13 protein-coding genes are annotated in these 17119 nt (G+C 60.4%); 8 read left to right on the top strand and 5 right to left on the bottom strand.

Annotated features, from left to right (window positions below):
- The first annotated feature begins 69 nt into the window (after positions 1-69).
- Genes BLV15_RS18135 through BLV15_RS18125 form a run of 3 tightly spaced genes read left to right on the top strand, consistent with a single transcriptional unit; the run spans position 70 to position 4514 of the window.
- Complete coding sequence (locus BLV15_RS18135; RefSeq protein WP_245728235.1) at positions 70-756, top strand: M48 family metallopeptidase; 687 nt, start codon at positions 70-72, stop codon at positions 754-756.
- A 6-nt stretch (positions 757-762) separates the two neighbouring features.
- A complete protein-coding gene (locus tag BLV15_RS18130; protein WP_090231116.1) occupies positions 763-3144 on the top strand; it encodes an AAA family ATPase in 2382 nt (793 codons plus the stop codon).
- Positions 3145-3158: 14 nt separating this feature from the next.
- Positions 3159-4514, top strand: a complete 1356-nt coding sequence (locus BLV15_RS18125) for an McrC family protein (RefSeq protein ID WP_090231115.1) — start codon at positions 3159-3161, stop codon at positions 4512-4514.
- Positions 4515-4522: 8 nt separating this feature from the next.
- Here BLV15_RS18125 and BLV15_RS18120 read toward each other — a convergent pair whose 3' ends face one another.
- Positions 4523-5863, bottom strand: coding sequence for a tyrosine-type recombinase/integrase (locus BLV15_RS18120; RefSeq protein WP_090231114.1), 1341 nt, complete (start codon positions 5861-5863; stop codon positions 4523-4525).
- A 1085-nt stretch (positions 5864-6948) separates the two neighbouring features.
- Here BLV15_RS18120 and BLV15_RS18115 point away from each other — a divergent pair.
- Positions 6949-8070, top strand: a complete 1122-nt coding sequence (locus tag BLV15_RS18115; RefSeq protein ID WP_090231113.1) for a sensor histidine kinase — start codon at positions 6949-6951, stop codon at positions 8068-8070.
- A gap of 98 nt (positions 8071-8168) precedes the next feature.
- On the opposite strand, the gene BLV15_RS18110 is transcribed toward BLV15_RS18115, so the two are convergent.
- A complete protein-coding gene (locus BLV15_RS18110; protein WP_245728234.1) occupies positions 8169-8636 on the bottom strand; it encodes a DUF4142 domain-containing protein in 468 nt (155 codons plus the stop codon).
- A gap of 316 nt (positions 8637-8952) precedes the next feature.
- On the opposite strand from BLV15_RS18110, the gene BLV15_RS18105 reads away from it, so the two are divergent.
- The 3 genes from BLV15_RS18105 (at position 8953) to BLV15_RS18095 (ending at position 10532) form a co-directional block, all read left to right on the top strand.
- Entirely contained in the window at positions 8953-9834 is an 882-nt protein-coding gene (locus tag BLV15_RS18105; protein ID WP_090231112.1) for a manganese catalase family protein, read from the top strand.
- 200 nt (positions 9835-10034) lie between these two features.
- Positions 10035-10175, top strand: a complete 141-nt coding sequence (locus BLV15_RS18100) for a hypothetical protein (RefSeq protein WP_407072448.1) — start codon at positions 10035-10037, stop codon at positions 10173-10175.
- Between the two features lie 102 nt (positions 10176-10277).
- The gene (locus tag BLV15_RS18095) at positions 10278-10532 is read left to right on the top strand and encodes a hypothetical protein (protein ID WP_090231110.1); all 255 of its coding nucleotides are present in this window, start codon (positions 10278-10280) and stop codon (positions 10530-10532) included.
- Positions 10533-10902: 370 nt separating this feature from the next.
- Here BLV15_RS18095 and BLV15_RS18090 read toward each other — a convergent pair whose 3' ends face one another.
- The 3 genes from BLV15_RS18090 to BLV15_RS18080 form a co-directional block, all read right to left on the bottom strand.
- A complete protein-coding gene (locus BLV15_RS18090) occupies positions 10903-12261 on the bottom strand; it encodes a DUF1329 domain-containing protein (RefSeq protein ID WP_090231109.1) in 1359 nt (452 codons plus the stop codon).
- 10 nt (positions 12262-12271) lie between these two features.
- The gene (locus tag BLV15_RS18085; RefSeq protein ID WP_407072449.1) at positions 12272-14047 is read right to left on the bottom strand and encodes a DUF1302 domain-containing protein; all 1776 of its coding nucleotides are present in this window, start codon (positions 14045-14047) and stop codon (positions 12272-12274) included.
- A 269-nt stretch (positions 14048-14316) separates the two neighbouring features.
- The gene (locus BLV15_RS18080) at positions 14317-15504 is read right to left on the bottom strand and encodes a citrate synthase (protein ID WP_090231108.1); all 1188 of its coding nucleotides are present in this window, start codon (positions 15502-15504) and stop codon (positions 14317-14319) included.
- 226 nt (positions 15505-15730) lie between these two features.
- On the opposite strand from BLV15_RS18080, the gene BLV15_RS18075 reads away from it, so the two are divergent.
- On the top strand, positions 15731-17014 hold the full coding sequence (locus BLV15_RS18075; RefSeq protein WP_090231107.1) for a CitMHS family transporter: 1284 nt from the start codon (positions 15731-15733) through the stop codon (positions 17012-17014).
- Positions 17015-17119 lie beyond the last annotated feature (105 nt).

Below are 17119 nucleotides of genomic sequence, written 5' to 3'. Positions count from 1 at the left end.
CCCATGCTGGCCCAGCTGAACGCTACTGACCACCAACTAGAAAAAGCCTCTGCAAAGGTAGGTGACTGTATGCAGGTGGACGATTTGCTATTCGCGATACGGCGCAGCGCCCGGCGCCGGACGATGCAAATTACGGTGGAGCGAACGGGCGAACTGATTCTGAGCGCACCGCCTGAGGTGGGCATCGATCAACTCCGTGAGTTTGTTAGCGAGAAGCGCTTCTGGATCTACACCAAGTTGGCCGAGAAAGACCGGCTGCAACGCAAGGTGCCGCGCAAGGAGTTTGTCGGCGGCGAGGGCTTCTTGTACCTGGGGCGTACCCATAGGTTAAAAATGGTCGATGACCAATGCACGCCTTTGAAGCTGGTGAATGGCCGCTTTGCCCTACACCATGATGCTCAGGCGGACGCACGGGAGCATTTCATTCGCTGGTACAGCGACAGAGCCCGTGTTTGGTTGTCCGGTCGCGTAGCCGACTACCAGTCGCGCATGGAAGTGGCGCCGGCTGGTGTGAAGGTGCAAGACCTTGGTTATCGCTGGGGTTCATGCGGTAAAGGCGACTGGCTGTACTTCCATTGGAAGACCATCCTGCTGCCTCCCCACATCGCGGAATATGTGGTGGTGCACGAGATTGCCCATCTACACGAGCCGCACCATACCCCTGCGTTCTGGCTGCGTGTTGAGCGCGCAATGCCCGACTACGTGCAGCGCCGGGCTTGGCTGGCCGAACACGGAATTGATGTTGAAGGGATATAGAAGAGCATGGCGGACTATTTCACCAGTGACCACTTCAAGCTGCTGAACAAGTGGAAGGGCCAAAAACGCGACGAATCCAACCCTGAGCAGAATCGTGCCTACGAGGAGCTAAAGAAGGCCTACGAAGTAACTGAGGCGTGGGCGAATAAGGTCAAGGCCGAGCTGTTTCCCGTGGGGCGCGTGGAGATTCGCAAGCGTCCCACCAACCAGGGCAATAACTTCGCTGGCTATAACTGGGCCAAAATCTACCCTTCGTCTGAAGCGCCGAAGGAGTTGGCCTACACCGTAGGCATCGATGCCAATGACGGCTTCGTGGTCAAGATCGATACCGTTGGCCTCGACGACTCGGATGCGAAGCGAAAGGCCTACCTGGATCTGCGTGGCACCTATGACAGCACATCCCCCTTCATCGCCAAGCTGCCCACGGCCGATGGGATGGAAAAATCACTGGATCAACTCGTTACTTGGAGCTTGGAAGCCATCCGTAACTTCAAGCTGCGCTACGACGAGGTGGTCTCCAAGCTGAGCCTCGGCAAGACACTGAGCGACGAGGACCTGCTCAAACACTTCGATGGTAAACCTGCATTCCAAACTTTCCGCGCCTCATGGTCGCCACAAGACAAGGCGCTGTTCTGTCGATTGGCGCGGGCCGTCCACATGGCGGGCATGGACTGGTGGCACATGAACAAAGGCGTCCAAGTGCGTTTTGGGCGCAAGGATCCTGGAAAAGAGCGCGCGGTCGGTGTGCTTGGCGTGGTTCGTGGCACTCGGACGCGCAAGCTCTCATGGACGCGAGGTGTGGGCGCGTTACCCAAGCTCCACCGCGAACCACTGGCAGAGGAACTAGTTTCGAGGATCGAGGCAACCCTTTCAGCCGAACATGACTCACTTGACGATTGGCTGGTACTTGAAACGGAACGACCGGGACTGTGGCCAGATCAACTGCGGGACGATCCAGTCGAGCACGGCGATGATTCCGACGAAGACGAAACGCCCGACTCTGATGCAGTGAGGTCTCCGATCAACCGTATCTACTATGGCCCACCTGGCACGGGGAAGACCTACGAGTTATCTAAGCTGCTCAAGCGAGAGTATGAGCAAGCCATGACCTCTGTATCTAAGGAGGAGTGGCAAAATCAGTTTGTGGGTGAAAAGATTGTGGGCCTTACTTGGTGGGAAGCAGCTGCGGCGGCTCTCTACCATCTGGGCGGGAACGCGAGTGTCGACACACTGCTTGATCACCCTTTTATGAGAGCTATTGCCGCCGCCAAGAGCGCGAACAAGAGTGTGCGAAACACCGTTTGGGGCGCTCTGCAGTACCACACGATTGAGTCGTCTGAAACCGTCAAGATGAGCAAACGGATGGCTCCGGCTGTGTTCGACAAGCTACCGGATTCGTCCTGGATACTTGCTGGAGACTGGAAGGACGCAGCTGCCGACCTTAAGAGGCTCGTGGACGAGTACGATGCCGGCCCACCCTCAGCCGAGTACATTAAACGCTACAGCTTTGTTACCTTCCACCAATCCTACGGCTACGAGGAGTTCGTGGAGGGCCTCCGGCCGGTTCTCGACGGCGATACAGCGACCGGTGAGATCCAATACGAGATCCGCGCGGGCGCCTTCAAGGATCTGTGCCGGAAGGCAAGATCAGCGCCAGATCAGCAATTCGCGATGGTGATAGACGAGATCAACCGGGGAAACATCAGCAAGATCTTTGGTGAACTGATCACCTTGATCGAAGCTGATAAGCGCGAAGGAGCTGTAAACGCCGTTTCGGTGACTTTGCCGTATTCCGGCGAGAGTTTTTCGGTGCCAGCCAACGTCGACATTATCGGCACAATGAACACGGCTGACCGATCTCTTGCGCTGCTAGATACCGCGTTGCGCCGCCGATTCGAGTTTGTGCCGGTGATGCCTGATGCTCGCGATGAGCCGGGAGCGCCGCTTGGAGGCCTGCGGGTTAGTCTGGGCGAGCAGGTGATCGACGTGCCTCGCATACTTGATGCCATAAACCAGCGCGTCGAGGTGCTCTACGACCGCGACCATTGTATCGGCCATGCATACTTCAGCGCTTTGGCGCAGGTGCCTGATGGGGACGAGCGATTTGTAGCCCTGCAGCAGGTGTTCAGTACTCGCATTTTTCCCCTGCTTGAAGAGTACTTTTTTGAGGATTGGCAAAAGATCCGTCTTGTATTGGCGGATAACCAGAAATCCCCTGCTGCACGTTTTGTTGTAGAGGGCCAAGATCAGGAGGACGAGTTGGCTCGCCTGTTCGGCAGCGACCATGGCATGGACAGCTACTCCACTAAGCGACACTACGCTGTGCAGGACGCTGCGTTCTCCAATCCGGATGCTTACATCGGCATCTACAAGACGTTGCCGACCTGAGTGCTGGGTGACTCGTGAGCGGCATTACGATTTACGAATTCGATGTGCTGATAGCAGAGGCATCGGGTGGCGCGTGTCCCGAGGGTTTGCACACCATTCCGGATAAGGTCTACGGATGGCTTGAGCGCCAGTGTCTGCGGGCAGCCGACGAGGGTGGGGCGCAATGGTTGCGCCTCACCCAGCGGCGCGGGCATCGCGCCGTCCAGGTCACCAGTTTTGTCGGAGTAATTCGCGCACCGGATGGTTACCAGATCGAGGTGCTGCCCAAGGTCGGCAAAGCAATAGGCGGCGGTGCGGCGGAGGCGCGTCAGCTTCTAATCGACATGCTTTGCTGCCTTCAAGGCTTCCGCCACGTTCAAACTGACAGCGCCAAGCTCTCGGCGACACAAATGCCCTTGCTGGAAGTTTTCATTGCTGAGTTTCTGCGTACGGTTGGGCACATCGTCAAACGCGGGTTGCGCAGTAGCTACTCCTGTAAGCAGGACAACCTGTTTGCACTTCGCGGCAAGCTGATTATGGCGTCACATCTTCGGCAAAACTTATATCGGGCGGACCGCTTCTTCACAGAGCACGACGAGTTTTCGATCGATCGCCCGGAAAACCGCTTGCTGCATACCGCGTTGCGACGAGTACTGATGCTGTCTACTTCTCGGGCTCATCAGCAACTGGCCCGTGAGTTGGAGTTCGTGTTTGCAGAGGTTCCGGTCTCAGTGCAGCCACGGATCGATTTCCAGCAGGTGCGTCTCGACCGGGGCATGGGCTACTACAGCGATGCGCTGGCTTGGGCGAAGTTGATCCTTGAGGAGCAGTCACCCTTAACAGGCAGCGGCGGCCACAATGCGCCGTCGCTGCTGTTCCCGATGGAGGCAGTGTTCGAAGCGTTTGTCGCCAAGCACCTCGCGAAACAACTGGCGCGGCCCCTTGTCCTGAAAACCCAAGCACGCAGCCATCACCTGGTTCGCCACCGAGAGCAGAACTGGTTTTGTTTAAAGCCAGATCTCTTGATTCGGGATGCCAGCGGGGATCTACTGGTTCTCGACACAAAGTGGAAACTGTTGGATGGGCTGAAGGCGAACGGCACGAACAAGTACGGCCTTGCGCAAAGCGACTTCTACCAGTTACAGGCCTACGGCCAGAGTTATTTGAGTGGGGCAGGGGATGTTGTGCTGATCTACCCCAAAACGGCTGCATTCGAACGGCCGTTACCAGTATTCGAGTTTCCCAAGCTGGAGGGCTTACGGCTATGGGTATTGCCGTTCTGTCTGAGGTCACGCCAGCTTTTGGTCCCTGAATGCTCTCCGTTCGCTGCCATACTTGAAGGCAGGCAGGAGAATATTAGCGCCGATCTTGAGTCGTTAGCTGCCGTATGAAAAATGTGTCATGCGCCGGCCGCTAACCGGGCTAGTGGGTGGACAGGTTTTTCAGCAATTAGCTCGTTGAGCTTTTCTCCAAGTCGCTGCCAGGCCTCTTTCATCTCGTTCGAGTAGCTATGCCGTTGGTAAATGCGCTTTACCTTGTTTTCTTCGGTATGGTTTAAGCATCGCTCGGCAACTTCGGGGATGACGCCCAAGGCAGTCATCATGGTGGCTCCCGTGCGCCGCAGATCATGAGGTGTCCATTTTCCGCCAGGCAGTAAAAGGGCATGTGGGGCGGCACTGCGATTACTCATGATTTTTTGCCCTGGTTGGCGTTGCCGATCACCAGTTTGCTTCGTGACCGTTTTTGAGCAGACCGGGCCAGTTTTCTTGGCGTTGGGATAGCACCACAGGGTTTCTTTGCTAATTTCCTTTACCCGCTCAAACTGCGCAGCAGTAAAGTCGGACAGAAAGATTCGGTGTGGTTTGCCGTTTTTGCTGTTCTCTGCAGGAATTACCCAGATTTTTTCTTCTAAATCGACATGCTCCCACCGAGCGGCTAGTAACTCCCCGATGCGGCAGCATGTCGATAATGCAATCCAGATGGCAGCTTCGCTGCTGGCTTGCATTCCGGCATTGGGCAGCTTGAGATTCAATTGCTGGATTTCGCTTTCGCTAAGTACGCGATCGCGCTCCACCTCTTTGCCACCGATCTTGGCCTTGCGAATGCTAGCGCTGGGGTCGTGTTCCAAAAAGTCTCGATCTACGGCAAAGCGAAACATCTGCCGCATCAACGAGAAGATGAGTTTGGCCATGCGGTTTACTCCGCGGGCCAGCAGCACATCTGTGACTTCGGTGATATGGCCCTTTTTTACATCCTCTACAGCCAAGGCCCCAAGGTAGGGGAGTACGTCTTTCTCGAACATGCGGCGAACCTCTTTGCCCCTGTCCTTGCGGTTCACCAGGTCGACTTTTTCCCAACGATTGAATAGTTCGTTCACGGTAATGCGCCGCGCTGCTTCGGCCTCTCGTTGTCGTTTCTCTTCTGCTCGTTGCTCGGCGAGTTTGCGCTTCTCTTCTACTGGGTCATGGCCACGGCTAATGTCGATTTTTAGTGACGCCGCTGCCTTGCGAGCGGCGGCTGTCGTGACAGTAGGAAAGGCGCCTAAGCCTTTGCGGCGGCTGGCCCAGCTATCGCCAATTCGTGCGCGGTAGCGCAGCTGCCAAATCTTGACGCCGTTTGGGGTGATTCGCAGGACCAGGCCAGGAGTCAGGGAGTCTTTTAGGTAGGTGTCTTTGTCGCTGACCTTCGCCTTGGCGCAGAACTCATCAGCGAGATTGCGAGGAATCGTATCGGTCGTCATGTTCTTCGTCCATTGATGTGTCCCCTTGGATGGGACGCATTGGGGACACATGATTGCCCACGGAACGGAATGAAACAAGGGGACACGGTCGAGCCTGTTTGGTTCGAATAATGTGCCTATATCATTGGGTTTCAGCGTGTTTCACTCTGTTTTTGAGATGGGTCGGAATTCGCGAAAAGCCACATTTCTGATGTATGGGGTGCAAGGGGTAGAGTGTTCGAATCACTCCGTCCCGACCAAATAACTCCACGACTTAGGCCAGTTCAGTGATGAGCTGGCCTTTTTCGTTTCAGGGACTTTTGCAGGGATTTATATCGTGTCGTCCTCGTCTGTTCTCGCAAGCCCGTCGCCAATATCTTATTGGTGGCGTCGATCGTTCCAACTCGTCGCACTCCCACCTCAGCTGGACCACCTGCTGTCCTGTCCCTGGAGCCGCTGGTGACCTTGCAGGGCCCTATCCGGCGCAGATAGTGAACGCAGTTCGATGAGGTGCAGCGATTGCTCTTCCCACGGAAGCGGGTAGGGCACTCTCGAACATCTCTCGTCCAGCTTGCTGATCATCGGCACCCTGTTCAACCAGGGCTCTTAATGCCGCCACACCATTTCTCTGCACACAGGTCGAGAATGACTTCTCCAGCGCGATTTTCACGTCCTTGGATTTACGCCAGGCGTTGTTCACTGGTCGATGTTCTGCCCTGTCCTTGATGATGGAACGAGCGACTCGTCGTCGACGTACGTGAGCAATAGGTGGCCGATGCAGGAGGCCTGCCTGACTGCCACGCTTTTCGCCCAGCGAAGCGCTGGTGCCAGACGCACATACCGCTGCGAGCCCCGCTCAGCGATCGGCACATCGGAGCCGCTGGATAGCAACCGGCCAGCGGGCGTTGGCTTCAGTCCGTAGGCAACGTAATGGTGACCAGCGTCCGCGACAGGCGACGTTGCCTTTCCCATCGACCTTTCGCTAGACCCGTTGCCGGCCCGGAAACCTTTCTCCCTCCGGAGGCTGTCTATTATGGTCTTGGGTGTGCTCGGCAACCTGCTCAACTCGCAATCCTTCGCGGTGGCAACCTGTCATGAGGACGACTATGCGGCTTGCAGATTTCATTCGGAAAGATATGGACAGGATCATAGAGGCTTGGGTCGATTTCGCGCGGACGGTGGACGTTCCTCAGGCCCCGTTGGGGCAGGTTGAGTTGAGGGACCACGCTGAGGGGATCCTTCGCACCGTCGCTCTGGATATGCAATCGCCCCAGACGAGCCGGCAGCAGCAGGACAAGTCGCGCGGCCTGGGGCCCGCCACGGCTCAGGATGCGTTCTCCAAGACCCATGCTGTCATGCGCCATATCTCGGGATTCAGCCTGGATCAAATGGTGTCCGAGTACCGGGCGCTGAGGTCCAGCGTCCTGCGTCTGTGGTTGGCCCAGGGGCACGCCGGCGAGGCGCACGAGCTCGATGACATGGTGCGCTTCAACGAAGCCATCGATCAGGCGCTGATCGAGTCGATTTCAGCCTATGAGCAATCCGTCGAAGTCACCCGCAAGATGGTGCTGGGCGTGTTGGGGCATGACCTTCGGACACCCTTGGGAGCCGCCCTGCTGGGCGCCCAGATGTTGAGAAGGAAAACCTCCACCGATCGGGGGATGAAGATAACGGATCAGATAATTTCAAGCGTGGAGCGGGCCAATCAGATGGTCGAAAGCCTGCTCGATCTCGCCCGCGTGAACTTCGGTGGCGGTATCCCGATTCAGAGGGAAGCGGGCGACCTCAAGGCCGTCTGCGCGGCGCTGGTGGCTGAGCTCCGCTCCCGTTATCCGCAATCGCAGATCGTCCATCACGAAGCGGGCGAGGTGGTGGGTGATTTTGATCCTGTACGAATGGGGCAGGTTTTTTCGAACCTGATCGGGAATGCCGTGCAGCACGGCGATCCCCGTAAAGCAATCACCGTAAGCCTGGAACGTGTCGACAGTAGCGCCCAATTCAGTGTGCATAACCATGGCGAGCCGATTCCGACGGATGCGATGTCGCACCTGTTCTCCCCGCAGGGGCGTTACTCCAGATACGCCTCCGGCCAGCAGGACGCGTCGGGCGGACTTGGTCTGGGGCTGTTCATCGCCAACGAAATCGTCACGGCCCATGGAGGGACCATCGAGGTCCGGTCCACTCGCGAGTCCGGCACGGTGTTTCAGGCGTCCATACCGCTCGGCTAATCCCATGATGATTAGCACAGGAAAATGGGGCCGTCGGCCCCTTTTTTTGCGTCAGGACGGCAGCGATGAGCGCCGCTCCATCGCCGCCTTCTGCGGCGTTATTCCTTGTGAGCGTCGCCACCATGGGCCGCGGAGAGGTCCTTCGCCATTTTCAGATGGCCCTCCAGCTTCGGCAGAGTGGTCTTGGCGAACGCCTTCAGATCGGCGTCTTCACCTTTTTCCGCCTGCTCGCGGAACAGCTCGATGGCCTGTTCGTGGGCAACGACCTGGTTGTTGGCGTATGCCTGGTCGAAGGACTCGCCATCGCGGAGTTTGAGGATCAGCTCCTTGGCCTTACTCATCAGTTCCGCATCGTCGGCCACTTCCAGCTTTTTCTCTGCGGCCAGTGCCTTGAGCTTGGCGTTGGCGGCGGTGTGATCGTCGATCATCTGCTGGGCGAATTTCTTCACGTCGGCGGATTGCCCTTTTTCCAGGGCGAGCTTGCCGCCTTCGATTTCGGCGATGCCTTTGGCTGAGGCGTCATCCACGAAGTCGGAGGCATTCGAGGCGAAAGTCTGGAAGCTCATTACGGTAAGCAGTGTGCTGCAGGCAATTGCGAGCGCGCTTTTCTTCATGATCATTTGTTGTTCTCCATTTCTGGTTGCCGCGCGCGAAAGCGGCGCCGGTCTCTTACCGACTCCCGCGTTTCTATGCATGTTCCCTTGAAATGACCAAGTGTCTGAATGCGCCGCGCCGTAGGCCAGTATTGGTATTTTCGCGACCGTTCAGCGGTGTTGATGAACATTCGTACCGCCTCGCACTTCCACTTAAGGCGGGTACTGCCCGCCTGGAATTCAGGAGTGCTTGTGAAGGACCGCGCAAATAACCGTGTGAGGCAAAGCTATGTTCGTACACAACAAACGGCTGCAATACACCGTGCGCGTGGCCGCACCTAACCCGGGATTGGCGAATCTGCTCCTCGAGCAATTCGGCGGCCCCCAGGGCGAGTTGTCGGCAGCAATGCGTTATTTCACTCAGGGGCTCGCCGAAGACGATGCCGGGCGTAAGGATCTGCTCCTGGATATCGCAACCGAAGAGCTCAGCCACCTAGAAATCATCGGTTCGATCGTGGGCATGTTGAACAAGGGCGCCAAAGGCCAGTTGGCAGAGGCCGTGGAGCAGGAAGCGGATCTTTACCGCTCGCTGACCGGCGGCGGCAACGATTCACACATCACCTCGCTGCTTTACGGCGGCGGCCCGGCGCTGGTCAACTCCGCTGGCGTGCCCTGGACCGCGGCCTACATCGACTCCATCGGCGAGCCCACGTCCGATCTGCGCTCCAACATCGCCGCCGAAGCGCGCGCCAAGATCGTCTATGAGCGACTGATCAACGTGACAGACGACCCCGGCATCAAGGATGCGCTGATGTTTCTGATGACGCGCGAACTGGCGCACCAGAAATCGTTCGAGAAAGCGTTGCACTCGATCCAGCCGAACTTCCCGCAGGGCAAGCTTCCGGGTATGCCCGCGTTCACCGACGTCTACTTCAACATGTCCCAGGGCGAGGCGGATCGCCGTGGTCCCTGGAACATGGGCGATGAGTGGGAATACGTGGAATCGCCAGAGCCGGCGGTGGACGGCGGTGACGGCGATGCCGTGGTCGACATGCCTGCTGCGGATGCGAAGGTGGTCCTGCAGATGGCGCAGCGGACGATGTCCGATGCGGCCTCCGACCCTCTGACGGGCGCCGACCTCGGTTCAGGGAAAGCCATCAAGCCCGAGTGACGCCGTGATCCGGCCCCTTCGGCAGAGGTCGATGGGGCCTTTTTTTCGAATCGCAAAGCAGCAGATCGTTATCGCCCAGCGGTGACGAAGACTACGGAATGTAGAGGGAGTGCGACCGTGGAGAACTGTCACTTCGACAAGACCGAGGTCGTTGGGAACTGATCAAGGAGAGTGCGCGGCGCGCCTCGAAGACGGCTTCGATGAAGGTGAAAATCGTGAAGCTCGCCGGTGAGTTCCTGGCGGACAAAACCGCTTCTGTGAAGGTTCACCGGCAGGATGGCGTCATCGAAGAGGAGCGGACCTATCCACGCAGTGCCGACCCCACAAGCAGCAACGGCTGAGTGGGCGCATCGATCCGCGCGCTGGATGGTGATCATCCAGTGAACTAGCGGGTTTGGAAAAGCCCTAATGGAGGTAGGCTCCACTCATATAAGAAGATCGCCATGAAACCGGCTGCCGAACAATCCCTCGAAACGCTGCGCCAGGCGCTGAAACCCCTCACCGCGGAGTTCGTCGTCAGGGGGCGCATGGTCGAGGTACGCGTGCACGACGGGCCTGATATCGAGCCCTACGTCGTGCTTCTCCCGCTGAGCAAGCTGGAGAACATGCGAGGCATCAGCCAGGTGGTGCTGGAGGCGCGCCAGCATCTGGCCGTCTCGATGGCGCGCAGCAGGCAACACGCCGCTTCGAAGGATTAGCCGATAGAACCGTGCAACGACACCGGTCGCCACGCATGCGAAGTCTCATCGAATGTGCGGGACCGCGTTTGGGCCGGCACGACTGCAGTTCGCCTTTAGCGTCTCCTCTCCATCGAATTGACGGGTTTCACCCTCGGGCTGGCGTTCTTCGTCTGTCTGATGGGAGCGTTACGGCTGTGGACGTGCGAGCCATCAGCGCTGGCTCAAGGTCCTCGCTCAAAACGTCGCGGCGGGATCGTACGAATTCGTTCTGGACCTTCCGCGACGAGGTTCGCCGCTTCTGATTATTGCGCCGAGCGGGCCTCCGCCCGGACCGCGCCCCAGGCCGGCGCTGAGCGGCCGGCCTGGGGAGGGGGAGCCACGCGAGGCGTCAGCGAATGCCCATGGAGCGCAACGCCGCCGGGGTGAAGTCCGAGGACTTGGCCTTTAGGCCGAACTGGTAGGCGTTCTTGGTCTGGTTGAACACGTAGTTGGCCAGGTAGCGCCCGGACAGCAGGTCGTAGGTCAGTTCGCCGGCGGAGATCTGCGTCTGCACGTCGTACAGCGGCAGTACGTGGTTTTCCGATACGCGCCAGAGGTTGCCACGGTTGTCGTAGTGGTCGGCCTCGACGATGGTCCAGCTGTCTTCGTCGATGAACAGGTGGCGCTTGGAATACACGTGTCGCTGACCTGGCTTCAGGGTGGCGATGACTTCCCAGACGCGGTGCAGCTCGTAACGGGTCTTGTCCTGGTTGATGTGGCCGGGGGTGACCAGGTCGTCGTAGCGGACGCTCGGGTCGGCGAGGCGGAAGCTGTTGTAGGGGATGTACAGCTCCTTCTTGCCGACCAGTTGCCAGTCGTAGCGATTGGGCGAACCGTTGAACATGTCGGTCTGGTCAGTGGTGCGCAGGTTGCCCGGGCCGGGGCTGTCGTAGGCGACCTGGGGCGCACGGCGCACGCGGCGCTGGCCGGCGTTGTACTGCCAGGCCATGCGCGGCTCCTTCACTTGGTCGAGCGTTTCGTGCACCAGCAGCACGCTGCCCACGTCGCGCGCGGGGGCGATGTTTTCCGAGGTGAAGTAGTAGAGGACGTTGCCCGCTTTCGACGGGTCGTAGTCCAGCAGCTGTTCGCTGTAGGCCAGGCGGTCGCGCTCGGTCTTCCACGAATAGGTGCCGTTAGGGGTGGTCATGAGAGCGGTGGTTTCGCGCTCGAAGCTGCCGCCGCGGTAACGCGTGATGTGGTTCCAGACCACCTCCAGGCCATTTTGCGGAATGGCGAACGCCAGCGGGCTGCGGTAGTCGGTCAGGCCGTTGCCGTCTGCCACCAGCTGGGTGCTGGCGGCATTCTTGCGGATCGTCTCGTAGGTGGACTGCGGCCAGGCGATGCTGCGATGGCTAGGGTACACCGGCATCTTGTAGGTGTCCGGGTAGCGGGCGAACAGCGCCTGCTGGCCGGGGCTGAGCTGGGCGCGGTACTGGTCGAGGTTCTTCGCGGTGATGGTGAACAGCGGCTGCTCCTTGGCGAAGGGGTCTTCGCGGAAGCCGTCGACCACTTTGCCGGCGTCCTTGGGCAGGCCACCGGTCCAGGCCGGGATGGTGCCGGCGGCGTTGCCGGCCTGTTCGGCGCCCACGGGCGTCAGGCGCTGGCCCAGTTCGGCGATCTTGGCGGCATCTACCGCGGCGAAGCAGGGTTCGGCCAGCAGCGGCAGGCTGGCCAGTGCGGCATAGAACATCGTTGTTTTTATGGGCATGGGGAAATCCTCAGAACGTGACGCCGAAACTGGCGCTCAGGAAGTCTCTGTCGACGAGGGTGTTGTAATCGCCGCCGAAGTAGTCGGTGTAACTCAGGCTGGCTTCGTAGTTGTTCAGGTACTTGGCGCTCAGGCCGATGCTGATGGCCTTGCTGCCCTCGTTGAAGGTCGGCCCGTAGCCGTCCACATCGTGGGAGAAGGCCAGGCTTGGCGTCAGGTCCAGGCCACCGATCACCCCGTTGTAGGCGAGGCTGCCGCGCAGGCGATAGCCCCAGGAGTTGCGGGTGAAGTAGCCGTTGCTGTTGCAGTACTCGGGGCGCGCGCTGAGCAGCGTGCGGCACAGGTCTTCGCCATTGTTGCCGTAGTACTCGCCGGTGCCGTACGGGCTGGCGCGGCCGAAGCGCAGCGCGCCGGCCTTGCCCTCGGAGATGCCGGAGAGGTGGTTGTAGCCGGCTTCGCCGACCAGGGTCAGACGGCTGGCGCCGAGGATCTGGTCGAAGGTCTGGGCGACGCTGAGCTGTGCCTGGGTCATCGGCTTGCGCACGTAGCCGTGGATGGTGTCGCCCGGGATGCCCGAGTTGGGAATCACGCTGGGCACCACCGGGTCCAGCCGCAGGGTGGCGTAGATCAGGTCGTCGAAAGCCAGCGGCATGTTCGGGCGATAGCTCAGTTCACCTTCCACCGACGCACTGCCGATGTTGGTGTTGAAGCTCATGCCGTACAGGCGAATGTCTTCCGGGTACTCGAGGAAGTAGGTGCCCGTGGGCGCGCCGAAGGCGGGGCTGGTGAACGGGTCGGCGGTGACCATGGTGGAACTGCCCACCGGTGTGCGGCTGTGGTAGTTCAGGTAGTAGGCGCTCACTTCGGTATCGTTGAGCCCGGGCAGCAGCCAGCGCAGGGCCACGCCGAACTGGCCGCTGTCGCGCGCATCGCGGTCGCCGCCGCGCGGCAGGTAGAGGGTGTTGCCATTGAGGCCGGAGTTGTCCGACTCGCCTGGTGCCTGGTCGGCCCCGCTGAGCACGTAGCGGTCGTTGCAGCCGTCCGCGGCGATGTCGGAACTGGCGAAGAAGGTGCCGCAGTTGTCCGCCACCGACTGGTCCCATTCCAACTGGTAGAAGGCCTCGACGCTGACCGCATCGTTCAGCGTCTGCTGCAGGTACAGCATGTTCACCGGCAGCAGGCCTTCCTTGAGCTCCGAGCCGGGTCGGCGCAGGGCGTTGGCGTCCAGCGGGTTGATCACGTTGATGCCGCCGCCGATGAAGGTGCTGCCACCCCAGCTGACTACCTGCTTGCCGACGCGGAACGAGCCCGGCAGGTCGGCGATCTGGTAGTTGTGATAGAAGAACGCGTCGAGCAGGTCGATGCCGGAGGACTGCGCGCCGCGCTTGCGGCCCTTGTCCTGGATGTCGTAGAGGTCCTGGTGCTCGTCCTTCAGTTCGAAGTCGTACCAGTACTTGCCGCGCACGAATACACCCGAGTCGCCGTACTTCAGCTCCAGGTCGTGGCTGCCCTTGAAGATCTTGGAAAAGGTGTCGTGCTTCTTGAAGTTCAGCCGGCCGTCGTCGGTGGTGCGGGACTCGCCCTTGCCGCCGTTGGCCACTCCGATGAAGTCCGGGTCCGGCGAGCGCATCGCCCAACTGGCACCGATGGACAGCGAGGAGTCCAGCTTTCCCTCGACCTCGCCAAGATTGAAACTCACCGCCTGTGCGCCGGCCATGTAGCCTGCGGTGGCCACTGCCAGCACGGCTGCGCCGGGCAAGCCGGACCGCTTGATGGTTGCTTTCACGTCTGTTCACCTTTTCTTGTTATTGGATGCGGGCGTGAGCGATTGCTGTATCCCCTGCAACCTAGGCTTTGGGTCAATTAAACATGTACTGGCGCCGTACATGTGTATGTATTGAGCTCCCGGATACGCTATACACGCGTGGATTGGATGTAAATCTGTACGGAATTCGTACACCTATCGCATCCGTTTGCGTGGCACATCGAGGGCAACAGACGGGGAAGGGAAGGGCGCGCGGCGACAAGGGTTGCCGCCGGTATTTGAGGGAAGGCTTAACCGGGGAGGGCGCCGGTGTAGCGGGCGCGATGGCGAACCATCGGCTGCTGGTTGTACTGCTCGCTGGCGTGAGCGATCCAGCCGATCAGCCGGGCTACCGCCGCCAGCGCCAGTTCCTGGCCGACCAGGTTGAATTTGCGGCCGACGAAACTGACCAGCAGGATGAATTCCACCGGGCGTTGCACCAGCTCTTCGGCCACGCTCATGGCTTTGAGCAGGCGACGGTATTCCGGGTCGTCGGCGAACATGCCGTCGAGGGTGTTCTTCAGGCTGATGGCGCGTGGATCGGCGACGCGGTGCACGTTGGCGCAAAAGCCCGGAATGTCGCCGCCCTGGCTGTAGTGCTGAAGAATGGGGTCGGAGGGGTCCTTCGCCGTGCACACTTCATCGACCAGCCGGCCGACCGCCTCGCTGCGGCCGTAGGCCATGCGTCGCCCGCGCGACGCCGCCAGACCGGTGATCACCGCGTAGTAAGGCGTAACGCCGGTGTTGGCGGCGGCGCGCACGCTGTACGTGGAGTGGTCCAGTTCATGGTCGATGCAAAGGATCAGCATGCGTCGGATCAGGTCGGCGTAGTGCGCGTCCACGCCGCGGGAAGCGGCGATGAACTCGTGCAGCGGCCGGGTATCCGGTGCGGCGGTGCCGACGACCAGGGCGGCGAACCAGCGCACCACGTCGGCACCGGTCCGTGCATAGCCTTCGGGGGACAGATCGAACGCCTTGGGATTCTCGCGCTCCACCAGGGGGAACAGCGCGATGGCCTTCTCGATCACCGTCGTATGGCTGTACAGCTCGAGCAGCGGCAATACGCCCGGCGGCATGTGCGGAAGGGTGTTGCCGAAGGCACCGGGAACCTGCCAGAACATCTCCGCCACTTCTTCCACGGTCGCCGTTTCCACCAGCTCGGTGATGTCCCGTCCCCGGTAGTAGAGGCCGTTTTCGGTAAGCAGGGTGAGCGAACTGGAGTCCCCGGCAACGCGCTTGCCGGCGCTGCCGTCGGGCGTCTTCACACCTTTGGTCAGGCGCTGGATGTCCGCCGCCCAATAGCGGCGCTTGCGCGAACCCTCCACCTTGATCGAGCGGATGTTCTTGCGTCCGACGTAGGCATAGAGCGTGGGCAGGTTGACGCCGAGCAGGCTGGCGGCTTCTTCGGCGGACAGGTACAGCTCGTCTTGGGTAGGCATTGGAGGCTCGCATCTGAGGTGGCTTGCTGGCCGACCCGAGAGCCTGGTGGCTGGCGGATCAACGGGAACATCGGCGCATTTTGAAACGTTAGTGGACAAAAAAAATACAGATTTACACAAAATCTATCCATGTTTATTTTCCCCGCCATTGATGCATTCGTGGCGGGGTCGTTCCTCGCTACAGGCGTGCTCAGCAAGCAGCTTTCATAAAAACAAGGATAAGAAAATGGCTTGGGTTGGTTTCGGCATGGTGTTGGTGTTCATGGCGCTGATTCTCAGCAAACGATTGTCGGCAATCGTTGCGCTGATCCTGGTGCCGGTGGTTTTCGGGCTCGCACTGGGCCTCGGCCCGCAGCTGGGCGAGATGGTGATGGGCGGCATGGTCAAGGTGGCCCCCACCGCGATGATGTTGATGTTCGCCATCCTGTTCTTCGCGGTGATGTTCGACGCCGGCCTGTTCGAGCCGGCAATCAGGCGGATCATGCGCATGGTGGGTAACGATCCGTTGCGCATCACGCTGGGAACCGCCGCGCTATCGGCGTTGATTTCCCTGGATGGCGATGGTTCCACCACGGTGCTGGTAGTGGTCAGCGCCTTTCTGCCGGTGTACCTGCGCATGGGCATGAACCCGCTGATCCTGGCGGTGATGCTGCTGCTGACCAACACCGTGATCAACGTGGTGCCCTGGGGCGGGCCCACCGCCCGGGCCGCCAGCGCGCTGCACCTGGATGCGATGGATGTGTTCACCGGGTTGCTGCCGACCATCGGGATCGGTCTGGCCTATGCCTTCGTCGCCGCCTGGTGGCTGGGTCTGCGCGAGCGCAAGCGTCTGGGCTGGACGCCGGGGGGCGCCGGAATGGCCAGTGCGCACCTGGTGCGCGAGCCGAAACCCAGCCATCGCCCGCGGCTGTTCTGGATAAACCTGGCATTGACCCTCGGGCTGGTGGCGTCCATGGGGCTGGGGCTCGGACCGCTGCCGGTGCTGATGATGGTCGCCCTGGCGCTGGCGCTGGTGATCAACTACCCACGGCTGCAGGACCAGAAGGAGCGCATCGCCGCCCATTCGGAGAGCGTGTTGAACGTGATCGCCCTGATCTTCGCCGCCGGGGCCTTCACCGGCATCCTCAGCGGGTCGGGAATGGTCGACGGCATGTCCCAGGCGTTCCTTGGCGTGCTGCCCGAGGGAGCCGGACCGTACATGAGCGTGATCACCGCACTGGCGGGGATTCCCTTCACCTTCTTCATGTCCAACGACGCCTTCTTCTTCGGCATCCTGCCGATCCTCGGTGGCGCCGGCGCGCAATACGGGGTCGACCCGCTGCACATCGCCCGCGCCTCCGTGCTGGGCCAGCCCGTGCACGCCTTGAGCCCACTGTTGGCGGCGTCCTACCTGCTCAGCGGGCTGCTGCAACGGGAGGTCGGTGACCTGCAGCGCTACTGCCTCGGCTGGGCGCTGGGCAGTTCGGCGGTACTGATTCTTTCCGCCCTGGCGACCGGCGCCATCAGCTAGCGCCCCCGTTCCACGACTCACAGCGCCCCCTGGCGAATGCCGGGGGGACAGGCAGCGGCTTGCCGCAAAAAAGCCAGCCTCGCCGGTCCTGCAAGCGCGGGCGAG

The organism is Pseudomonas kuykendallii, from assembly GCF_900106975.1.
Lineage (GTDB): Bacteria > Pseudomonadota > Gammaproteobacteria > Pseudomonadales > Pseudomonadaceae > Pseudomonas_O > Pseudomonas_O kuykendallii.
This window is presented reverse-complemented; position numbering and strand designations above follow the sequence as displayed.